Source organism: Pseudomonas sp. IC_126 (genome assembly GCF_004331835.1).
Taxonomy (GTDB): domain Bacteria; phylum Pseudomonadota; class Gammaproteobacteria; order Pseudomonadales; family Pseudomonadaceae; genus Stutzerimonas.
Genome location: NZ_SJSS01000003.1, coordinates 250,933 through 269,239, shown reverse-complemented (window position 1 = coordinate 269,239; position 18,307 = coordinate 250,933). Strand labels below are relative to the sequence as shown.

Annotated in this window: 15 protein-coding genes; 5 read left to right on the top strand and 10 right to left on the bottom strand. The window is 64.6% G+C overall.

The features are described 5' to 3' along the window. Window positions 1-10 precede the first annotated feature (10 nt). From E0D86_RS12160 to E0D86_RS12150, 3 genes are all read right to left on the bottom strand, one after another. Window positions 11-886: a CoA transferase subunit A gene (locus E0D86_RS12160; protein ID WP_131650295.1), complete on the bottom strand. Its 876-nt coding sequence runs from the start codon at window positions 884-886 to the stop codon at window positions 11-13. Beyond that, the gene (locus tag E0D86_RS12155) at window positions 883-1,797 is read right to left on the bottom strand and encodes a VOC family protein (RefSeq protein ID WP_131650294.1); all 915 of its coding nucleotides are present in this window, start codon (window positions 1,795-1,797) and stop codon (window positions 883-885) included. Before E0D86_RS12155 ends, E0D86_RS12160 begins: the two co-directional genes overlap by 4 nt. Window positions 1,798-1,923: 126 nt before the next feature. Continuing rightward, the gene (locus E0D86_RS12150; protein WP_131650293.1) at window positions 1,924-2,859 is read right to left on the bottom strand and encodes an alpha/beta hydrolase; all 936 of its coding nucleotides are present in this window, start codon (window positions 2,857-2,859) and stop codon (window positions 1,924-1,926) included. A 93-nt stretch (window positions 2,860-2,952) separates the two neighbouring features. Between E0D86_RS12150 and E0D86_RS12145 the strand changes: the two genes are divergently transcribed. From E0D86_RS12145 to E0D86_RS12135, 3 genes are all read left to right on the top strand, one after another. Continuing rightward, window positions 2,953-4,089: a LuxR family transcriptional regulator gene (locus E0D86_RS12145; RefSeq protein WP_165914239.1), complete on the top strand. Its 1,137-nt coding sequence runs from the start codon at window positions 2,953-2,955 to the stop codon at window positions 4,087-4,089. Window positions 4,090-4,284: 195 nt separating this feature from the next. Further along, window positions 4,285-5,118: an SDR family NAD(P)-dependent oxidoreductase gene (locus E0D86_RS12140; protein WP_131650291.1), complete on the top strand. Its 834-nt coding sequence runs from the start codon at window positions 4,285-4,287 to the stop codon at window positions 5,116-5,118. A gap of 30 nt (window positions 5,119-5,148) precedes the next feature. Then, entirely contained in the window at window positions 5,149-6,627 is a 1,479-nt protein-coding gene (locus E0D86_RS12135; RefSeq protein WP_131650290.1) for an NAD(P)/FAD-dependent oxidoreductase, read from the top strand. Between the two features lie 485 nt (window positions 6,628-7,112). On the opposite strand, the gene E0D86_RS12125 is transcribed toward E0D86_RS12135, so the two are convergent. Together E0D86_RS12125 and E0D86_RS12120 are read right to left on the bottom strand one after the other, a co-directional pair. Then, a complete protein-coding gene (locus tag E0D86_RS12125) occupies window positions 7,113-8,051 on the bottom strand; it encodes an OB-fold domain-containing protein (RefSeq protein ID WP_131650289.1) in 939 nt (312 codons plus the stop codon). A 2-nt stretch (window positions 8,052-8,053) separates the two neighbouring features. Beyond that, a complete protein-coding gene (locus E0D86_RS12120; RefSeq protein ID WP_131650288.1) occupies window positions 8,054-9,265 on the bottom strand; it encodes a thiolase family protein in 1,212 nt (403 codons plus the stop codon). A gap of 233 nt (window positions 9,266-9,498) precedes the next feature. On the opposite strand from E0D86_RS12120, the gene E0D86_RS12115 reads away from it, so the two are divergent. After that, window positions 9,499-11,553, top strand: coding sequence for a PQQ-dependent dehydrogenase, methanol/ethanol family (locus E0D86_RS12115; RefSeq protein ID WP_131650287.1), 2,055 nt, complete (start codon window positions 9,499-9,501; stop codon window positions 11,551-11,553). Between the two features lie 37 nt (window positions 11,554-11,590). Then, a complete protein-coding gene (locus E0D86_RS12110; protein ID WP_131650286.1) occupies window positions 11,591-11,788 on the top strand; it encodes a hypothetical protein in 198 nt (65 codons plus the stop codon). 102 nt (window positions 11,789-11,890) lie between these two features. Here E0D86_RS12110 and E0D86_RS12105 read toward each other — a convergent pair whose 3' ends face one another. From E0D86_RS12105 to E0D86_RS12085, 5 genes are all read right to left on the bottom strand, one after another. Then, entirely contained in the window at window positions 11,891-13,543 is a 1,653-nt protein-coding gene (locus tag E0D86_RS12105; protein WP_131650285.1) for a DUF1302 domain-containing protein, read from the bottom strand. A 63-nt stretch (window positions 13,544-13,606) separates the two neighbouring features. After that, on the bottom strand, window positions 13,607-14,680 hold the full coding sequence (locus E0D86_RS12100) for an MBL fold metallo-hydrolase (RefSeq protein WP_131650284.1): 1,074 nt from the start codon (window positions 14,678-14,680) through the stop codon (window positions 13,607-13,609). Further along, the gene (locus E0D86_RS12095; protein ID WP_177493047.1) at window positions 14,677-16,545 is read right to left on the bottom strand and encodes a long-chain-acyl-CoA synthetase; all 1,869 of its coding nucleotides are present in this window, start codon (window positions 16,543-16,545) and stop codon (window positions 14,677-14,679) included. The genes E0D86_RS12100 and E0D86_RS12095 overlap by 4 nt, the downstream gene beginning before the upstream one ends. A gap of 2 nt (window positions 16,546-16,547) precedes the next feature. After that, window positions 16,548-17,627 (bottom strand): alkene reductase, encoded by a 1,080-nt coding sequence (locus tag E0D86_RS12090; RefSeq protein WP_131650283.1) that lies wholly within the window; start codon window positions 17,625-17,627, stop codon window positions 16,548-16,550. Window positions 17,628-17,638: 11 nt separating this feature from the next. Then, entirely contained in the window at window positions 17,639-18,268 is a 630-nt protein-coding gene (locus E0D86_RS12085; protein ID WP_131650282.1) for a nuclear transport factor 2 family protein, read from the bottom strand. Between the last annotated feature and the right edge of the window lie 39 nt (window positions 18,269-18,307).

Here is an 18,307-nt window from a genome sequence, read left to right as displayed (position 1 = left end):
GGTTGCTCCTTCAGAAAATCGGCAGCGGCAGGCTGGCCATGCGTGCGGCGCCACCGTTGCGCTCGCGATAGGCGGCTTCATCGCCGTTGACGTAGCTGTCCAGGTAACGCTGCCAGCCACCCTCCTCACCTGCGCTGGCGACGTAATCCTTGAGGTGTTGCATGTCCCAGCCGTAGTCCGGCGCGCAGGTGGTCGGGTGGGCGCCCTGCGGGGCTTCCACCACACCGGTCACCAGCGAGCGCTCGAAGGTGTTGAAACGCGCACTGTCGGCGTCCAGCGCCAGGCGTTCCTCCACCTGCTCGGCGGAGACGAAGCACTGCTTCGCCGCACGGGCGAACAGGTGATCGAAATAGGCATCGCCACCGGTCACCAGGGTGTTGCCCAGGCGGTCGGCGCGGTTGACGTGGACGAACGCCACGTCCAGCTCCAACGCCGGCATCGCCAGCAGCACTTCACCGTCGTCATAGGGCGAGGTGATGGTGCGCAGGTCCGGGTTATGGGTCAGCACGTCAGTAGCAAGGCCGGCGCGCGCGGGCAGAAACGGCACGCGCATTCCGGCGGCACGCAAGCCCCACTGGAACAGCCCTTCGTCCAACTCCATCACGTTCAGCGTGCCCGCCTCGCGAGCCTTGCGGAAATAGGGTTCGAGCGGGATCGCATCGAGGGTGGCGAAGCCGAACACCAGCTTCTTCACCTTGCCGGCAGCGAGCAGCATGCCGACTTCCGGCCCACCGTAGGCGACCACGGTGAGATCCTTGACGTCGCTACGCAGGATCTCGCGAACAATCGCCATGGGCTTGCGCCGAGGGCCCCAACCGCCGAAGCCGACGGTCATACCATCGTGCAGCTGGCCGACCACATCGCTCAGGGTCATCAACTTGTTCATTGAACCTCTCCTTGCGCAGCGGCCTGGCGGCCTACCGAAAAGTCATGACCCCACAGGCTCACGCGGGTGAATTCGAAGGCGCTGTGCTCGTCCCAGTCCACCTGCAGGCCACCGCAGCCGTACTCCAGGTCGAAGCCGGACGGGGTCTTCACGTAAAAGGAGGTCATGCGGTCATTGAGGTGCTGGCCGAGGGTCGCCGACAGCGGCACCCCATGGGCAGTCACGCGATCGAGGGCACGACCCACTTCGGTCATGTTCTCCACCTCCACCATCACGTGTACGCACTTGCTGGGCACGTCGTATTCGGCAATGGCGAGGCTGTGGTGACGGGGGTTGGCGCAGTGCAGGAAGTGGATGCGCACCGGCGGCGCGTCAGGCGCAGCGCGGAAATTGAAGACGTCCGACACCTCGAACCCGAGCAGGTCGCGGTAGAACGCCCGGCATTCATCGAAACGCGGCGCCGGCAATACGGTGTGACCCAGGCCCATGTCGCCGGTGAGAAAGCGCGGCACACCCTGGGGCGAGACGAATGGCTGGCAGTCGGAACGATGACCCCATGTCAGCTCGTGGCGGTTGCCCGCCGGATCGCGAACGATGGCCAGCGCCTGCACACCGCGCTGCTCGCAGATCACCGCATCGCCCAGTTCGTAAGGTACGTCGGCCTTGGCCAGGCGAGCCAGCAACGCCTCGAATGCGCGCTCGCCAGACAGCTCCCACCCTGAAGCGAGGTAGCAGGCTTGCGGCCCCTCGACTATCAGCATGCGGAACGGGCGTTCATCCATCTTCAGATAGAGGCCGCCGCCGGGCGCCGGGCTGGTCATCATGCCCAGCACATCTTCAGCGTACTGACGCCAGGCATCCAGGTTTTCGATCTGAGCGACGAAATAGCTCAGTGAGCGGATATCGGTCATGGGTGCAACTCCTCATGCGCCTGTTTTGGGCTTGTGAGGATTGTCATGCCGATGATCGGGGGACTCATCGTCCGTTGAGACTAACAGCGGGGAAGCCGGCAGAGTGCCGCCTGCCGGCCCGAGAGGTTACTTGCTGGACGGCCCCGACAACGCCGTGCGCACCGCCACCACCGTGTCGGCGAAGGCGCGGTCGGCCAGGCCGACCATACCGAGGAAACTCATGAAGCCGTGGATCGCCCCCGGATAACAATGGCCGTGGACGGGCACGCCGGCCTGCCGCAAACGCTCGGCATATTCTTCGCCCTCCTCGCGCAGCGGATCGTATTCGGCCGTCATCAGCGTAGCGGGCGGCAGTTGTCGCAGATCCGGCGTATGCAACGGACAGACGCGTGTATCGCGGGTCTGCGGATCACCCAGGTAGTGCCCGAGCATCCAGCGCATCATCTCGGTTTCAAGGAAATATCCCTGGCCGTAGCGGCGGTAGCTTTCGCGCTCAAGATTGGTGTCGCACACCGGGTAGAGCAGCATCTGATGCGCAATGGCCGGGCCTTGCCGGGCGCAGGCGAGCTGGGCGATCACCGCAGCCAGATTACCGCCGGCGCTGTCGCCACCCACGATGAGGCGACTGACGTCCGCACCGAGCGCTTCGGCATGCAGCGCCACCCAGCAGGTCGCGGTCCAGGCGTCCTCCACCGCGGCAGGAAAACGGTGCTCCGGCGCCAGGCGGTAGTCCACCGCCACCACCACCGCGGGCAGCGCATTACAGAAGGCCCGCGCCAGGTTGTCGTGGCTGTCCAGATCGCCCATGACGAAACCACCGCCGTGAAAGAACACCAGCACCGGTAACGGCCCCTCGCGCTCCGGTCGGTAGATGCGCAGCGACAGTTCGCCGCCGGGACCGGGAATGCTGTGCTCCCGCACCTCGGCCACCGGCTCGGGGTTTTCTGCCGATGCCATCTTGTAGCCCACGCGCAGGCCCTCGGGGGTCATTTCGCTCCAGGGTGGCATCGGCTGACTATGAAGCTGCTGCATCAGCGCAGCGATCTGTGGGTCCAGGCTCATTGTTTTTCTCCACTTTCTCGGCTCGATTGTTCTTGTCTCGCATTCCGGCTGCGCTATGTTGCGTTCACTCCCAAGGCCGGAAACCGAAGCACCATGGAAATCAGCACGTCGCTTCACACCGTCAATGCACTGGTCGGTTCGATCTACGAAGGCGCCCTCGAAGATCCCCCGTGGCAGCACCAGCTCGCCGGCCTGCGCGACGCCATGGGCGCTACCGACGCCTTTCTGATCCTGCGTCGCCCTTCCGATACGGGGTTGGGCATCACCCTCAGCGCGGACAACACGCCGACCGGCTGGTCCGATGCGCCCTATTTCGCGCGGCGCCTCTATGCGTTGGACCCCTTCGTCAACCTGCCGCCGAACCAGCCGATGCTGCTCAGCGAACTGCTCGATGGCGCCAGCGCTCCGGAAGACGAATTCTTCCGTCTGGTCCTGCAGCCGTACGACATCGCCCACATCCTCGGTGTCGACCTGCATGACCCGAGCGGCCCCGCCGCCAGCCTGCGCTTCACCCGCAGCCACGCTCAGCCGCCGTTCGGCGATGACGAGAAGGCGCTGTGCGCGCTGCTTGTCACGCATTTCTGCCGCGCCCTGCGCATCCACGCCCGCCTCGGCGAGAGCGACACCGAGCGCGCGATCTATGCTGGCGCCATGTCACAACTGGCCGTCGCAACCTTCCTGTTGGACGAACACCAACAGGTGGTGCGCACCAATCCGCTGGCGGACCGGCTACTCGGCGACGGCTGCGGGCTGCACCTGCGCAGCGGCCGCCTGAAGCTGCCCGACGAACGTCAGGACGCCCGGCTGCGCCAGCTCCTCGCTCAGGTCACCACGGCGCAAACAAGCGGAACTGCAAGCCTCGCCCGCGCAATGCTGGTGGAGACCGGTACACGTGGCGCGCCGCTCAGTCTGGTGATTCGCCCGGTTCCGCCGGGGCAGTATTCCCAAGGCGCCAGCGTTCCGGTGCTCGCCATCTTCGTCAGCGACCCCGGCCAACAGGCCGAGTCATCGGCCAGTCTGCTGATGGAGCTGTTCCAGCTGACGCCAGCCGAAGCCAGGCTCTCCGTCCTGTTGGCCAACGGCGCCAGCGTCGAAGAGGCATCCACCGAGCTGCACATCAGCGTCCACACCACCCGCGCGCACCTGCGCTCGATCTTTTCCAAACTCGGCGTCACGCGCCAGCCGCAGCTGGTGCACCTGGTCCTCAAGAGCGTGGCCAGCCTCGGCTGAATCCACGCCTTCCTGCAGGCGAGTATCGAGGCGCTGGCGGCGTTCGCGCCTCGTTGAAATCGACTACTCGCCCCGTTCGCAACGGAATCGCCGCCGGCCCCAACGTTTAGTCGATTTCAACGATGCTCCTGCCCTGCGCCCCTGCGGATGATCGTCCTGTCCTATCCGGACACAGCGCCCAGGAGAACAAGAACAATGAATAAAAACCCACTACGCCTCGAAGGCGGCACCGTAGTCATCACCGGTGCGGCCAGCGGTATCGGTCTGGGGCTGGCTCGCCATGCCGCCACGCTCGGCATGCGTATCGTCGCGGCGGATATCGATGCCGATCACTTGCAATCGCTCGCCGCAAGCCTGGATACCGAGGTCTTGGCAGTGCCGACCGACGTCACCGATCCGGCTGCCGTGGAGGCATTGGCGCAAGCGGCCTGGCAACACTTCGGTGAGGTCGATCTGCTGTTCAACAACGCCGGCGTGATGAGCACCGGCTTCAGCTGGGAGATCCCGCCTGAACGCTGGCAGCGGGACCTGGCCGTCAATCTGGGCGGCGTGCTCAACGGCATCCGCAGCTTCGTGCCGCGCCTGCTGGAGGCGGGCCGCCCGGCACGGATCGTCAATACCGCCTCGGTCGGCGGCTTTTTGCCAAGCCCGCTGATGGCGCCCTACTCGGCGACCAAGTTCGCCGTGGTGGCGCTGACCGAGTCCCTGCACGGTGAACTGAGGCTGCTCGGCGCACCGGTCGAGGTATCGCTGCTGGCGCCAGGGCCGGTGCGCAGCGCGATATTCGACGATCCCTTTGGAGGCAGCGAGATTCATCCGGCGACACAGCAATTCGTCGGCGCCATGCGCGAACTGCTGACAGCCAACGGCCTTGACGCGGCGACCTTCGCCGAACGCGTATTCGCTGGCATCCGCGACGGCCAGTACTGGCTGCTGCCGCAGCCGGAAGCCATCGATGACGCCCTGCGTCTACGCACCGACGCCATCCTTGCGCGGCGCGAGCCGGCCCCGCTGCTGGGCGAATCCTGAAGTCGCACGCCATTTTCGGAGAACAGCACAATGAACAGCGATAGGAATCTGCGCGTCGTGGTCATCGGCGCAGGCATGGCCGGCATCCTCGCGGCGATCAAGCTGCGCGAAGCAGGCTACCGCGACCTCACCGTCTACGAGAAAGGTGACGACGTAGGTGGCACCTGGCGGGAAAACACCTACCCCGGCCTGACCTGCGACACCCCCTCGCACAATTACACCTACAGCTTCGCGCCGAACCCGGAGTGGACCCGACAACTGCCACCCGGCGCGGAAATCCAGGCCTATTTCCGCCAGGTAGTGGCCGACTACCGCATCCGCGAAGCGATCCGCTTCAACGAGGAAATCGTCCACTGCGAGTACCGGGACGGCCAGTGGTATCTGCAAACCCGCACCGGCCAACACGACCAGGCCGACGTGCTGATTGCCGCGACCGGTGTGCTGCATCACCCGAGCTACCCCAGCCTCCCCGGGCTGGAAACGTTCGAGGGCGCATGCTTTCACAGTGCTCGCTGGGACCACAGCGTGCCGCTGGACGGCAAGCGCATCGGCATCATCGGCAACGGCTCGACCGGCACCCAGCTGGTCGCGGCGCTGGTGAAGCGGGCGCAGGTCAAGCACTTCCAGCGCACCGCCCAGTGGGTCATGCCGGTGACCAACGATCTCTTCACCGAGGCGCAGCGGGCGGAATTTCTCAGCGATCCGCAGCTGCTGCATGACCTTAAAAACGATCCGACCTACATGGCCAAGGTGCGCCACTTCACCACCGCCGTGGCGGATGCCGCGTCCCCCGAGGCGGCACAGATCGAGGCGGTCTGCGCCACGCATCTGGAGCAAAGCATCGTCGACCCCGTGCTGCGCGAGAAGCTGCGCCCCACCTACCGCGCTGCCTGCAAGCGCCTGATCTTTTCCCCCGACTACTACCAGGCGATCCAGCAGCCCAACGCCGATCTGGTCAACGACGGTATCGAGCTCATCGAACCGACCGGCGTGCGCACCCGTGATGGCAAGCTGCACGAGCTCGACGTGCTGGCGCTGGCCACCGGCTTCAACGCCCATCTGTTCATGCGCCCCACGCAGGTCATCGGCCGTGGCGGGGTGAGTCTGGACGAGGTCTGGGCGAAGCGGCCAAGCGCCTACCTGTCCATCGCCATTCCGGAATTCCCCAACCTGTTCATGCTCAACGGCCCGACCGGACCGGTGGGCAACTTCTCGCTGATCGAGATCGCCGAGATGGAATGGGCGTACATCAGCCAATTGCTCGACCTGCTGAAAAGCGGCCGCTGCCGCGAGATCAGCGTGCGCCACGAAGCCATGCACGCCTACGAACAGCGCCGACTGGAAAAGGCCAAAACCACCGTGTTCGGCTCCGGCTGCACCAGCTGGTATCTGGACGCCGAGGGCGTGCCCTCCACCTGGCCCTGGGATTACGCGGCGTTCGAGCAAGCCATGGCCTGCCCGAATCTGGAGGACTACGAACTGGCATGTGAAGCGGCGCCGGTTGCCTGATAATCCCGCAGCAGGGCTGGCAAGTTTCGGTGGTACTGCCAGCTCGTTTAGGCTGGCTTTGGCTTGTTTTTTTTGCACGGACTGCCAGGCCACATGAAACGCCCCTTCAGGAGGGTGAGCGGAATCGTTGCGCAGAGGGGCGAGCCGCAGGGATGCGGCGAGAGCCGTAAAGGGCCATGGATGGCCCTTGTACGGCGACCCTCGGAGCGGTGATGGAGTGAAACGGAGCGCAGCGTAGTAACAGCCGAAGGCTGGCCCGAAGGCTGGCCCGAAGGGCGAGCGAAGCGAGTAACGAACCCGGAGCGAAGCGCAGGGCCGGATGCAGGGGCAAGCTTTTTTGGTTACTTTTTCGGCGTTTGGAAAAAGTGACTCGCCCAGCAGGGCGAAACCAAGCTATCAGACAGCTCTATAAGGAAATGCGAAGACCAAAAAAACACCGTCCCATGCCAATTCATGAGACGGCCCAAAGGAGCACAGCCCACACGCTACATATAAAGGATGACCAAATCGTTAATCACCGCCGGGCGCTCCTGCCCCACCACGTGCACGTTGAATTCCAGGGTCAGCTGGGTGCCGCGCTTGTTGCGTTCCGCCGCCTTGACCCGGCAACGCGAATGAACCAGCGAGCCAGCCGGGACCGGTGAGGGAAAGCGCAGGCGGTCGGAGCCGTAATTGACCATGTTGGTGAACCCGGTGATCTCGAAGTCCAGCGGCACCTGCATGCGCGACATGATCACTTGCACCAGCGCGCCGTGGGCGATGGTGCCGCCGAAGGGGCCTTCCTTGCGCGCCCGCTCGGGGTCGGTGTGTATCCAGTAATCATCGCCTGACAGTGCAGCGAAGGCATCGATCAGCGTCTGATCCACCAGCACCTGATTGCTCCAGGCAGTGAATTGATCAGACACCAGCGTCTTGAGCGCCGCTTCGTCGGCTACGTCGATCTTTCGGCGAGGCGCCAGGTTCTCGGTTTTCGGCGGTTCCGGTGCACGAACCACCTCGTCGATGTCATCCAGCTCGACCTGCGCGCCGGTGTAGCGCAGCAGCACGGTGCCATCGTCCTTCACCCGAGCGCGCACCGGTTTGACCGGCATGCCGATCTCGATCGCCTCCGGTTGCAAGCCAACCAGCGTGGTGTTGATGCGCACGCCCTGCTCAAGCTCCACCACCGCGAGAATCTGCGCATCGGGACCGGCGAACTCCGGCAAGGTCGGAATGCGCGCGACAGTGAAGGTGTAGAGCGTGCCGCGACCGCTGACCTCCTTCCATGACAGGTCGTGGGCCAGGCAGCTGGAGCAGTGCCGGCGCGGGTAGAAGGTCCAGGCCTGACAGGCGTTGCACTGCTGCAACTGGATCCGACCCTCCTTCAGCGCGTTCCAGAACGGGGCGGAAATGTCGGTCATCACCGGCATGGGTTTGTTCGTCATGGTCAGGCTCCCTGGAGAATCAATGCGCCCTGCTCGCTCATGACACCGCCGGTGCCGGTCACGAACACGTTGTCGCAGGTTTTCAGCTGGCGGTCGCCGGCACGTCCGGCTATCTGGTGGAACGCCTCGATCACTTGGGACATGCCGCCCGCCGCGCCGGATTGGCCGAAGCTGAGCTGGCCGCCATGGGTATTCATCGGAAAGCTGCCGCGCCAGGTCAGGTCGTTCTCGCGGATGAAGCGCATGCCCTCGCCCTTGGCGCAGAAACCGGCATCTTCCAGACTGAGCAGCACGGTGATGGTGTAGCAGTCGTAGATCTGCGCGGCATGCATGTCGGCAGGCTTCAGCCCGGCCATGGCAAAGGCGCTGCGGGCGGCCGGGCCGACTGGCGTCTCGGTCATGTCCGGCGAGTAGCTCGGCGATTTGTAACCCAGTCGCTCGCCGACGCCGGTCACCACCGCGCCACGGTTGCGCGCACGCGCCATCACTTCTTTCGAGGCGACGATCACCGCCGCGCCGCCGGCCACCGGCATGACGATTTCCAGAATTCGCAGCGGGTCTGCCACCATACGGCTGTTGAGCACGTCCTCGATGGTCAGCGGCTGACCACAGAAGATTGCCTCTGGATTGGCCTGGGCATTGGTGCGCTGATCCACGGCGATCTTCGCCATGGCCACCGGGTCGTAGCCGTAGCGCGCCGCGTAGCGCTGGGCAATCATCGCGTAGCCGGTGTTCTGCCCCATGTGTCCGTAGGGCAGGTCGAATTCCGCCTCGGGCGCGCCGTAGTTCGTGCTGTGGCCGCCGAAGCGCATGGCGCGCATCATCGCGCTGGGGTCCTCGTCCGGCCCCATCGGGGCCATCCGCGCCGGCAACACGCAGAGCACTGCCTGACAGAGCCCCAGCTCGATCGCCGCCGCCGCACGCCAGACCATACCCATACCGGTGCAGCCGCCCAGGTCCACCACCTCGGCGAAATTCACTGCCAAGCCCAAGTATTCGGCTGCCATCGCCGGCACGAATACCGAGGCTTCATGAAAATGCGGGCCGTTGATGACCAGCCCGTCGAGATCCTCGGCTTTCAGACCGGCATCGGCCAGGGCGCGCGCGGCCAGATCCGCCACCTGCTCCAGATGGAACATGCGCGGTGCCGTGGCGTACTTCTCGGGCTTGTACTGCGCGGCGCCGACGATAGCCGCCTGTCCTTTGAGTCCCATGCTTCGCTACCTCGTCTCGAACGCTCGGTGAGCTTTGGCCGGTGGTCCCCGGCCGCTCGGTTGTTGTTGTTCGAGCCCAAAGTGCCAGCGCAGGGAGGCTGCCGGCATCGTCCATAAGGCCTATGGGAAACGCCTGGGACGTGGGCCGGCACGCCGTACGCCATATGGACGAAGCCGCCAACACCGAGCGGAACGATCATCAGAGCTCCTGAAAACAACAATAAGGAAGGGCCATGCAAACCCGCCTGTTTCGCCATCTGCTGCCGTTCGCCTTGGCGCTTTATCTACCGGCAGGTTTCGGCGCCGCGTTGCCCGACCATGACTGGCCGCAGCACGGCCGCGACGCCGGTGAAACCCGCTACTCGCCGCTGGCGCAGATCGACCGCGCCAACATCGGCACGCTGGGTCTGGCCTGGCAGTTTCGCTTCGACCGCCCGCGCGGCGTGCAGGCGACGCCGCTCATGGTCGACGGCACGCTTTACGTCAGTGGCCCTTGGGGCGTGGTGTACGCCATGGATGCCAGAAGCGGCGCGCTGCGCTGGCAGCATGACCCTCAGGTGCCAGCGAGCAAGGCCGCAGTGGCTTGCTGCGACGTGGTCAATCGCGGGGTAGCCGTGGAGGACGGTCGCGTATTCGTCGGCACGATCGACGGTCGCCTTCAGGCACTCGACGCCAAAACCGGGGCCCTGCTCTGGTCGGAACAGACCACCAATCCGGAGCGCCCCTACACCATTACCGGCGCACCTCGGGTGATTGGCGATCTGGTCATGATCGGCAACGGCGGCGCCGAGTATGGCGTGCGCGGCTACCTGTCGGCCTACGATGCGGCCAGCGGCGCGTTGCGCTGGCGCTTCTACACGGTGCCCGGCAATCCCGCCGATGGACCCGACGGGCAGATTTCCGACAACCCGCTCAAGGCCTTGGCCGAACCCACCTGGAGCGGCGAATGGTGGGCGCTGGGCGGCGGCGGAACGGTATGGGACTCGATGGCCTATGATCCGCAGCTGGACCTGCTCTATTTCGGGGTCGGCAACGGCTCCCCGCATGATCGCGACCTGCGCAGCCCTGGCGGCGGCGACAACCTGTTCCTCTCCTCTATCGTCGCGGTACGCGCGAAGACCGGCGAGTACGTCTGGCACTACCAGACCACGCCCGGCGACAGCTGGGACTACACCGCCACGCAACAGTTGATCCTCACCGAGCTCAAGCTCGACGGGCGTATGCGCAAGGTGCTGATGCAAGCGCCGAAGAATGGCTTCTTCTATGTGCTCGACCGCGAGACGGGTGAGCTGCTCAGTGCGACCAACTACGTCCCCACCAGTTGGGCCAGCCATGTGGATATGGCCACCGGGCGCCCGGTGGAAATGCCTGGCGCCCGCTATCCCGCCGGGCAACCAGCGCTGGTGATGCCCTCCCAGATCGGCGGACACAACTGGCAGCCGATGGCCTGGAGCCCGCTGACAGGCCTGGTCTATATCCCCGCGCAGCAAAGCCAGGCATTCATGATGAAAGCGCAGCCGTTTCGCGTTGAGCCGGGACGCTGGAACACCGGAATACAGGACCACCCGTTGCCCACCGATGCGAAGAGCCTGGCGCAGGCGCGCGAAGCCATGACCGGGCATCTGCTGGCATGGGACCCAGCCAGACAGCGTGAGGTCTGGCGCAGCGAACATCCCGGCCTGTGGAACGGCGGCGTGTTGGCCACGGCCGGCCAATTGGTGTTTCAAGGTCAAGGTGGAGGCGGCTTGCACGCCTATGACGCCGAAACCGGCAAGCGTCTTTGGCAGAGCGATACATGGCTGGACATTCTGGGCGGCCCGATCAGCTACAGCCTCGACGGCGTGCAGTACATCGCCGCCGCAGCCGGTTTTGGCAGTTCGATGCACCTATCGGCCAGCGCACTCCTGCCGCGCCAGGGCATGCCGGCCCATGGTGGCGTCTTTGTCTGGAAGCTCGGCGGCAAGGCGCCCATGCCCGAACCTAGTTCCCGCCCGCCAAGGCCGCCGCTGCCGAAGCTGACGGCAGATGCTTCCACCCTGCAACACGGGGCACAGCTGTATACGCGTTATTGCATGGTCTGCCACGGCGCCGCCGCAGTGGCGGGCGCCGGCGTGCCTGATTTGCGTCGCTCGCCCTATCTGCAGAGCGCCGACGCATTCCGTCGACCGCCGCTCGATGGGCTGCTCGAAACACGTGGCATGCCGTCGTTCTCCAGCAGCCTCGATGAGGCAGGCATCGAGGCCATCCGGGCGTACGTCATACAAAGCGCGATGGACACGAAGAACTGATCCAGCGCCGCCCACTTAGCCAATAGCAGGCCGCCCCATGCTCGACTCTCTTCGTTTCATCGCCATTGCCGGCATCGTCATTTGGCTTGCATCACCCAACATGCCTTGGGAGACCGCGCGTGACTCTGCCATACAGCCACCGCAAACCTGTGCCAGCAGTAACTGCAACGCTCTCGCAGTCGGTGATCTGTACCTGCAACGCATCACGCTGAGCGCGTCCGACATTGAGCCTTGAGTTCAAAGCGAACCGACGCATCCATCGGTCATTGGCAAACGTCTTCCCCAGAAACGAGCAAGCCCCGGTAGTTTTCCGGGGCTTGCTCTAACACAGACTTGATCAGAACGAATATTTCGCCGCCAGGGTGACGTAATCACGGTCGGCCAGCTTGCGGCGGATCGGATCGGGTTCACCGAGGAAGGTGTTGTAGTTCACGGCGACCTCGAAGTTGCCAAGTCGGCGGAACGTGGTGCCAAAGGTCAGCCGCATGTCGCCCTTCGCGCCCTGGATGGCGCCTTGCAACGGTGTTGCGCCCTCGACCACGTGAGAGAAGCGAACCGGTACGATCATGTCCCAACCATTGGCGACACCTGGGTAGCTCAGCTCTACGCCGAGTTGGTATGCCGACGCGGTCTTGCTTTGCCAGGCGGTGGCGGTCCGGTAGGTGAAGTCGTCGCTTCCGCTCTGCCGGTGGTCCCGCACGCTATCGGCCCGCACATGAACGACTTCCCCGGTCAGAGTCGTCTGGTTGGCCCAAGGACGGTCACCCAAGATGTGGATGAACGACAACTGCATCTGCTGACCGCTGCCTCGGGTGTGCTGAGGGGCGCCTTGCGGGCTGAGGACGTTGACCGGCGCGCCGTCGCGATAGCTCCACTCACCACTGACCTGAGTGTCGCCCAGGCGGGTGGAGAAGCTTAGGCCGGTGAGCTTGATGTCTTCGTAGTAATTGATGCGGTATTCGGTCGGCAGCGGTAACACCAGGCCCGGCGCAACTTCCACCATGCCGTTATAGGTGGTCAAGCCAGCCGGACTCTTGTCGTGGTAACGAATGTGGAAGGCGGAAAGCTCCCAATCGAAGTTCGGCCGGTAGCGCACCTGCACACCCCACTGGCCGCTGTCACGAGGCTCATCGGCGCCAGCATAGAGCACCCGCTGGTTGAACACGTTTCCGCCGCCCAGCGGGATTCCCACATTCATGAAGTCGCGTCCTGGCCCGATGATGTCGGACGTGGACAGGTAACTACCCACCGGCGGCAATTCGGTGCCCTTCCATTCGTACTGCACGTAACCGCCCAAGCTGAAGTTGGGGTTGATGTTCCACAGCGCCGAGACCTGCCCCACCGGCAGGATGATCTCCTTGACCTCCACGCCCGGCAGCGAGCCCTTGACCGCGTCCGCCGGAGACTGGGCGCCGGATACGCCGGGGTAAAACAGACTCTCGCCCCAGGCGACCACGTGACGGCCCGCGTTCACGTCCAGGCTCTGGCCGTTGTCGAAGCGCCAGCCGCCGAATACATAGGCATCGAGAAAACGCGCGCGCGCACCGCTGTAGTATTCGGTGCCGCTAGTGAACTCGTCATGGTCGCCGAATTTATTTGCCCGGGCCGGCGCGTCGTGGTCATTCGTGCCTTGATAGGCGTCGTCGTAGAAAGCGTTGGCGCGCACCACGGCACCGTAATTGTCTTTGCGCAAGATCATCTCGCCCAGCGCACTGACCCGATGGGTCACCAGACTGCCGCGATCGAAGTTGCGGTTGCCATCGTCGGCATTGATGTCTCCCAGCAGATCGTCATCGGCACTCTCGGTCCGCATGCCGATCCCGTAGCTGGTGGTCAGGCTCCAGTCCATCGTCACGCCATTGTCGAAATACACCGTGTCGCCAGCCAGCGCCGCGGGCGCCTGCGAAGCCAGACAGACGGCCACCGCCAATCCCGCGAGCCGGAATTCGCACCGCTGATTGTCAGGACAGGTCTTCTTATTGTTTTTCATTGTTGGATCTCCCGATTTTTGGTCACAGACCGTTAGGTGCTTTCCTACAAATGTCCGCCCTGCTCAGATGTGAATGTCTTCCGGCAGGTCTAACCCCAGGGAGCTCGCGTCGGTCCGGCGAAACCGCCAGGTCCCGTCCGCCTGCTCGCGCGTCAGCGTTCCCTTCTCGACCAGGTAATGGATGTGCGCCAGGGTCTCGCCCAGCGACATCAGCAGATCGAATGCGCCCTTGATGCGGGGGAATAACAGCGGCCGTAGCTCGGCTGCCGTCATGGCGCCTTCGATGCGCTCCACCAGTTCGGCCAGATGCCGCTCGTGGTGCTGCTGCAGCTGATACAGGCGCCGGTGCAGACCGAAGAACGGCCGCTCATGGGCCGGCAGCACCAGCACCTCATCGGGCACCGCGCGCAGCCGGTGGATCGAGTCGAGCCAGTCGCCCAGGGGATTGGCACAGGGTTCGCCCGCCCCGACCAGCACGCTGGAAGTGATGCGCGGCAGCACCTGATCGCCGGAGATCAGCAGCTGGTCGTCCTCGCTCAAAAGGCAGGCATGCTCGGGCGAATGGCCGGCGCCGATTACGACTCGCCAGTGGCGCGTGCCAATTTTCAGCAGCGTCCCTTCACGCAGGCGGCGGTAGCTGCGTGGATGCCCTGCATCGAAGCGCAAGCTCTCAATGGTCGGCATCAGCCCGGCGATCTCTTCATCGTTCAGGCCCGCGCGGTGATAGAAGTCGTGAAATTCCCAGCCCGGCTCGCTGCCCTCAGGCGAGACGTGCATCGCCTGGAACTCACCGCGGGTCATGTACAACGGGCAGCGGAACCGCTCGGTCAGCCAGGCCGCCAGCCCTGTGTGATCGAAATGACAATGCGTGCAGATCACCGACAGCACCGGCAAGCCGCCCATCACCTCGACGAATACACGCTCCCAGACTTCCCGGCTGCGCGGGATGCCCAGTCCCGTGTCCACCACAACCCAGCCATCGCCGTGGCGCAGCAGGTAGAGGTTGATGTGATCCAGGCCGAACGGCAGCGGCATGCGCAGCCAGAGCACGCCCTCGGCAACTTCCTGCACCTCGCCCGGCGCCGGCGGTTCCGCCCAGGGAAAGCGCAGCTCGTGTTCCAGCGATGGCGCGCTCATGAGCTGCGCTCACTGACGAAAGGCACGAGATCGTTGGCGGCTAGCAGCTCGACGCTGTAAGGCTGGTAGCTGCCGCTGGCTTCGTCGCGTATGTACAGTGGGTCTTCAAACTGGCGCGGGTCATAGCCCTGGCGCTGCAGGTCAATTTTGCGCAACTTGAAGGTACTGGTCATGTCGGCACTGGCGCAGACCCGCACGAACACCGGCGCGGCGTAGCGCGGCAAGCGGGTGACGGTGAGCTCGAAGAACGCCTTCGGGTCAAACGCCCGTCCCGGCTGCATGAGGACCGATGCCATCCCGGCGCGGCCTTCGTGGCCGGGCACCTTCACGCCATAGACGTTGATCAGCTCCAGCCCCGGGAAGTCACCAATGGCATCGGCGACTTCCTGGGTCGACACGTTCTCGCTCTTCCAGCGAAAGGTGTCGCCGATGCGATCGACGAAGTAGCAGTAGCCGTGCTCGTCGCAGCGCAACAGGTCGCCCGAACTCCACCAGGCGTCGCCGTCCTGGAAGACCCCTCGCAGGATCTTGCTCTCGGTGGCCTTTGCACAGGTGTAACCCTCGAAACGCCCACCGCCGATTTCCGGGTGGTTGACGATGAACGCGACCGCCTCGCCCACTTCTCCCGGCTGACAAGTAATGCAGAATCCGCGCTCGTCACGCGGGTGAGTACCGGTCTCGTTGTCGTAGCGGATCAGCCGCACGTTGGTTTTGTCCCAGAACGGCACCCGGCCGCAGGAACCTGCGCGGTTATCGAGGTTGATGATGGCGCAGTTGGCCTCGGTGGAGCCCCAGCCCTCGAAAATGGGAACCTCGCCGAAGCGTTCCACCCAGCGCTGCCACGTCTCGGGCGACAGCCCGGCGCCGAGCATGCAACGCAAGCTGTGCTGACGATCATCGGCCTGCACCGGGCGGTTGAGCAAATAGCGGCAGATCTCGCCGATGTACTGGAATACGGTGACGCCGTGCGCACGTACGTCTTGCCAGAAGCCACTGGCGCTGAACTTGCGCCGCAACACAATGGAGGCGCCAGATTTGAGCGCGGTGGATGTCACCGAGGTGGCCGCCGCGCCGTGATAGAGCGGTAGGCAACAGTAGAAGACGTCTGCTGGCTCGACACCCAGGGTGACTTCCATCACGTCGCCCGAAGACATCCAGCGCATGTGGCTGTAGCGGGCCGCCTTGGGCAGCCCGGTGGTGCCGGAAGTGAAGATCAGCAGCATGGTTTCTTCGGCGCGGATACCGGCACGCAAGGCCGGATCGACCTGCTGCTCCGAGGCCTGCGCCACGGCATCGTCGAAGCCAGCATTGGCCAGGCGCAGCAGCTCGGCGGCGGCCGGCTTTTCCTCGTCGCGCACCAGCAGCAAGGGGTAGCGCGCGGCGTCCGGCGTATCGGCGAAAGGCTGCAGGCATTCCTCGCCGACCACCACGGCCTTGGCAGCGGTGGTCTGCAGCGCATGCAACAGCGGCGCGCCGGTGGCGTTGTGATTGATCAGCGCGGCCACCACGCCGAGCTTGGCCATGCCGAACCAGGCGAAGAAAAACTCGGGGCGGTTCTCCATCGCCAGCGCGCAGACATCGCCGCGCGACAAGCCCTGCTGGCGTAGCGCATGGGCGAAGGCGTTGGCCCGCGCATCGACCTCGGCGTAGCTGTATCGACGGCCCTGATAGATCAGGAAATCTCGCGTGGCGAAGCGTGCAGCCTGCGCCTCCAGACGGTCGGCCAGGGTGTAAAGATCCGCCGGCTTGATCGCCCCAGCGGCGGCCGAACGCCGATCCAGCATCTGCTGGGTCTGCTCGCGCGGGACCACGTCCGATTGCAGGTTTTGTTGTTCTTGTGCGTATGCCATGCCGGTCGTGCTCATGCTTACTCCAGGACAGATTCCAGGGCCCGGCTCGGGTAGTCGCTGTAGCCAGCGGGTCCGGGTGAATAAAGGGTGTGACGGTCGAAGCGGGCCAATGCCTGACCCTCGCGAAGGCGCTCCACCAGATCCGGGTTGGCGATGTAATGTCGGGCGAACGACACCGCATCCGCCGCGCCTGCCTCCAGCTGGCGTGCGGCGCTGTCGCCATCGAAGCCGTCATTGACGATCAGCGCGCCGCTAAAGCCCTGGCGGGCGATGGCGAAGGCATCCAGGCCCGGCACCGGTGAACGCATGATGTGCAGGTAGGCCAAACCCAGGCCGTCGATACCAGTCAGCAGCGCGTCGAGGGTGGCCTGGGGTTCGGGATCGTCGACATCGTTGTAGGGATTGCCCGGACACAGGCGCAGGCCGACGCGCCCGGCTCCGATGGCACCGGCCATGGCCTCCAGAACTTCCAAAGTGAAGCGGATGCGGTTTTCCAGAGGCCCGCCGTAGCGGTCCTCGCGCTGATTGCTGTTGGTGGCGATGAACTGCATCGGCAGATAGCCGCTGGTGCCATGCAGCTCGACCCCGTCGAAGCCGGCGGCGCGGGCATTGAGCGCCGCCTGGCGATAGTCGCCAATCACCTCGGCGATCTCGTTCAGCGTGAGCGCATGCGGCAGGTCGGTATCAGCCATGCCTTCAGTGTCGGTAAACAGTTTGGCGTTAGCCGCCACTGACGAGGGCGCAACACTGCGGCTACCGGCCGGCTTGTTGGCCCGAGCAGCGACACGGCCGCAGTGCATCAATTGCAGGACGATCCGCCCACCGCGCGCATGTACCGCTTCGGTCACCTGGCGCCAGGCCTGGATCTGTTCGTCGTTGTAGATGCCCGGTGTGCGGCAGTAACCAATGCCGTCGGTCGAAGGCGATGTGCCCTCGGCGACGATCAGCCCGGCGCTGGCGCGCTGGGCGTAGTAGTCCACCATGACGGCGGTGGGCACATGGTCGCTGCCGGCTCGGCTGCGAGTCATCGGCGCCATGACGATGCGGTTGGCCAACTCCAGATCACCGAAGCGTACGGGTGCGAAAAGCGTATTCATGGCATGCCTCCTCAGCGGACCCGGATGCGCGGCGCCGGCGTGTCGCCGCGCATCTGCCGCAGGAAGCCTTCCAGCGGAGCCGGAGCAGCCACTTCTGGCAGCTCCGCCTTGCCTGGCATCTCTGCCCAGAACGCTTTCCAGGAAGGAAACAGGTCGTGAAAGGTGCCGTGGTAGGGCTCGCGTCCCGGCCAGCGCATCTTCATGTCGCCAATCGGTGGCTTGTTCAGGTCGGTGGCGTACCAGTAGCAGGGCAGCCGACGGCGGAAGTACCACTGCCCGTCGATGCGCTCATAGTCGTCCCAATAGAGCATCTGCATGATCACCCACTCGGCGCCGGCCTCATGCTCGTTCTTGGAATACACCACGCCGGTTGCATGGTCGGCATCGGCGAACTCGATGATGTGCTGGCCCAGGTGGTGCGAAGTCCCGCTGAACTGGTGGCGCAGGGTGTCGTCCACCCAGGCTTTGAGGTGCGCCCGGCCGACCCGCTCACGACCGACGCGGATGTCCGGAGCGAACAGATTGACGTGGGCGTCGAGGTCACGCATATCCAGGGACAGGGAGTACCTGCCCGCCAGTTGCCGGATGGCTTCGATCGACTCGAGCCGGTCGATGCGTTGCACAAGTGCCTGCTGGTCCATGGTTTCACCTTGCTGTCGGTTCGGTTGCACGGCGGGGCC

Excerpts from the sequence above, each read along its gene's own strand:
- E0D86_RS12120 (WP_131650288.1), bottom strand. The coding sequence starts at position 9,265 with ATGGGACTCAAAGGACAGGCGGCTATCGTCGGCGCCGCGCAGTACAAG.
- E0D86_RS12095 (WP_177493047.1), bottom strand. The coding sequence starts at position 16,545 with ATGAGCACGACCGGCATGGCATACGCACAAGAACAACAAAACCTGCAA.
- E0D86_RS12145 (WP_165914239.1), top strand. The coding sequence starts at position 2,953 with ATGGAAATCAGCACGTCGCTTCACACCGTCAATGCACTGGTCGGTTCG.
- E0D86_RS12085 (WP_131650282.1), bottom strand. The coding sequence starts at position 18,268 with ATGGACCAGCAGGCACTTGTGCAACGCATCGACCGGCTCGAGTCGATC.
- E0D86_RS12115 (WP_131650287.1), top strand. The coding sequence starts at position 9,499 with ATGCAAACCCGCCTGTTTCGCCATCTGCTGCCGTTCGCCTTGGCGCTT.
- E0D86_RS12135 (WP_131650290.1), top strand. The coding sequence starts at position 5,149 with ATGAACAGCGATAGGAATCTGCGCGTCGTGGTCATCGGCGCAGGCATG.
- E0D86_RS12125 (WP_131650289.1), bottom strand. The coding sequence starts at position 8,051 with ATGACGAACAAACCCATGCCGGTGATGACCGACATTTCCGCCCCGTTC.
- E0D86_RS12110 (WP_131650286.1), top strand. The coding sequence starts at position 11,591 with ATGCTCGACTCTCTTCGTTTCATCGCCATTGCCGGCATCGTCATTTGG.
- E0D86_RS12150 (WP_131650293.1), bottom strand. The coding sequence starts at position 2,859 with ATGAGCCTGGACCCACAGATCGCTGCGCTGATGCAGCAGCTTCATAGT.
- E0D86_RS12155 (WP_131650294.1), bottom strand. The coding sequence starts at position 1,797 with ATGACCGATATCCGCTCACTGAGCTATTTCGTCGCTCAGATCGAAAAC.
- E0D86_RS12090 (WP_131650283.1), bottom strand. The coding sequence starts at position 17,627 with ATGAATACGCTTTTCGCACCCGTACGCTTCGGTGATCTGGAGTTGGCC.
- E0D86_RS12160 (WP_131650295.1), bottom strand. The coding sequence starts at position 886 with ATGAACAAGTTGATGACCCTGAGCGATGTGGTCGGCCAGCTGCACGAT.
- E0D86_RS12100 (WP_131650284.1), bottom strand. The coding sequence starts at position 14,680 with ATGAGCGCGCCATCGCTGGAACACGAGCTGCGCTTTCCCTGGGCGGAA.
- E0D86_RS12140 (WP_131650291.1), top strand. The coding sequence starts at position 4,285 with ATGAATAAAAACCCACTACGCCTCGAAGGCGGCACCGTAGTCATCACC.
- E0D86_RS12105 (WP_131650285.1), bottom strand. The coding sequence starts at position 13,543 with ATGAAAAACAATAAGAAGACCTGTCCTGACAATCAGCGGTGCGAATTC.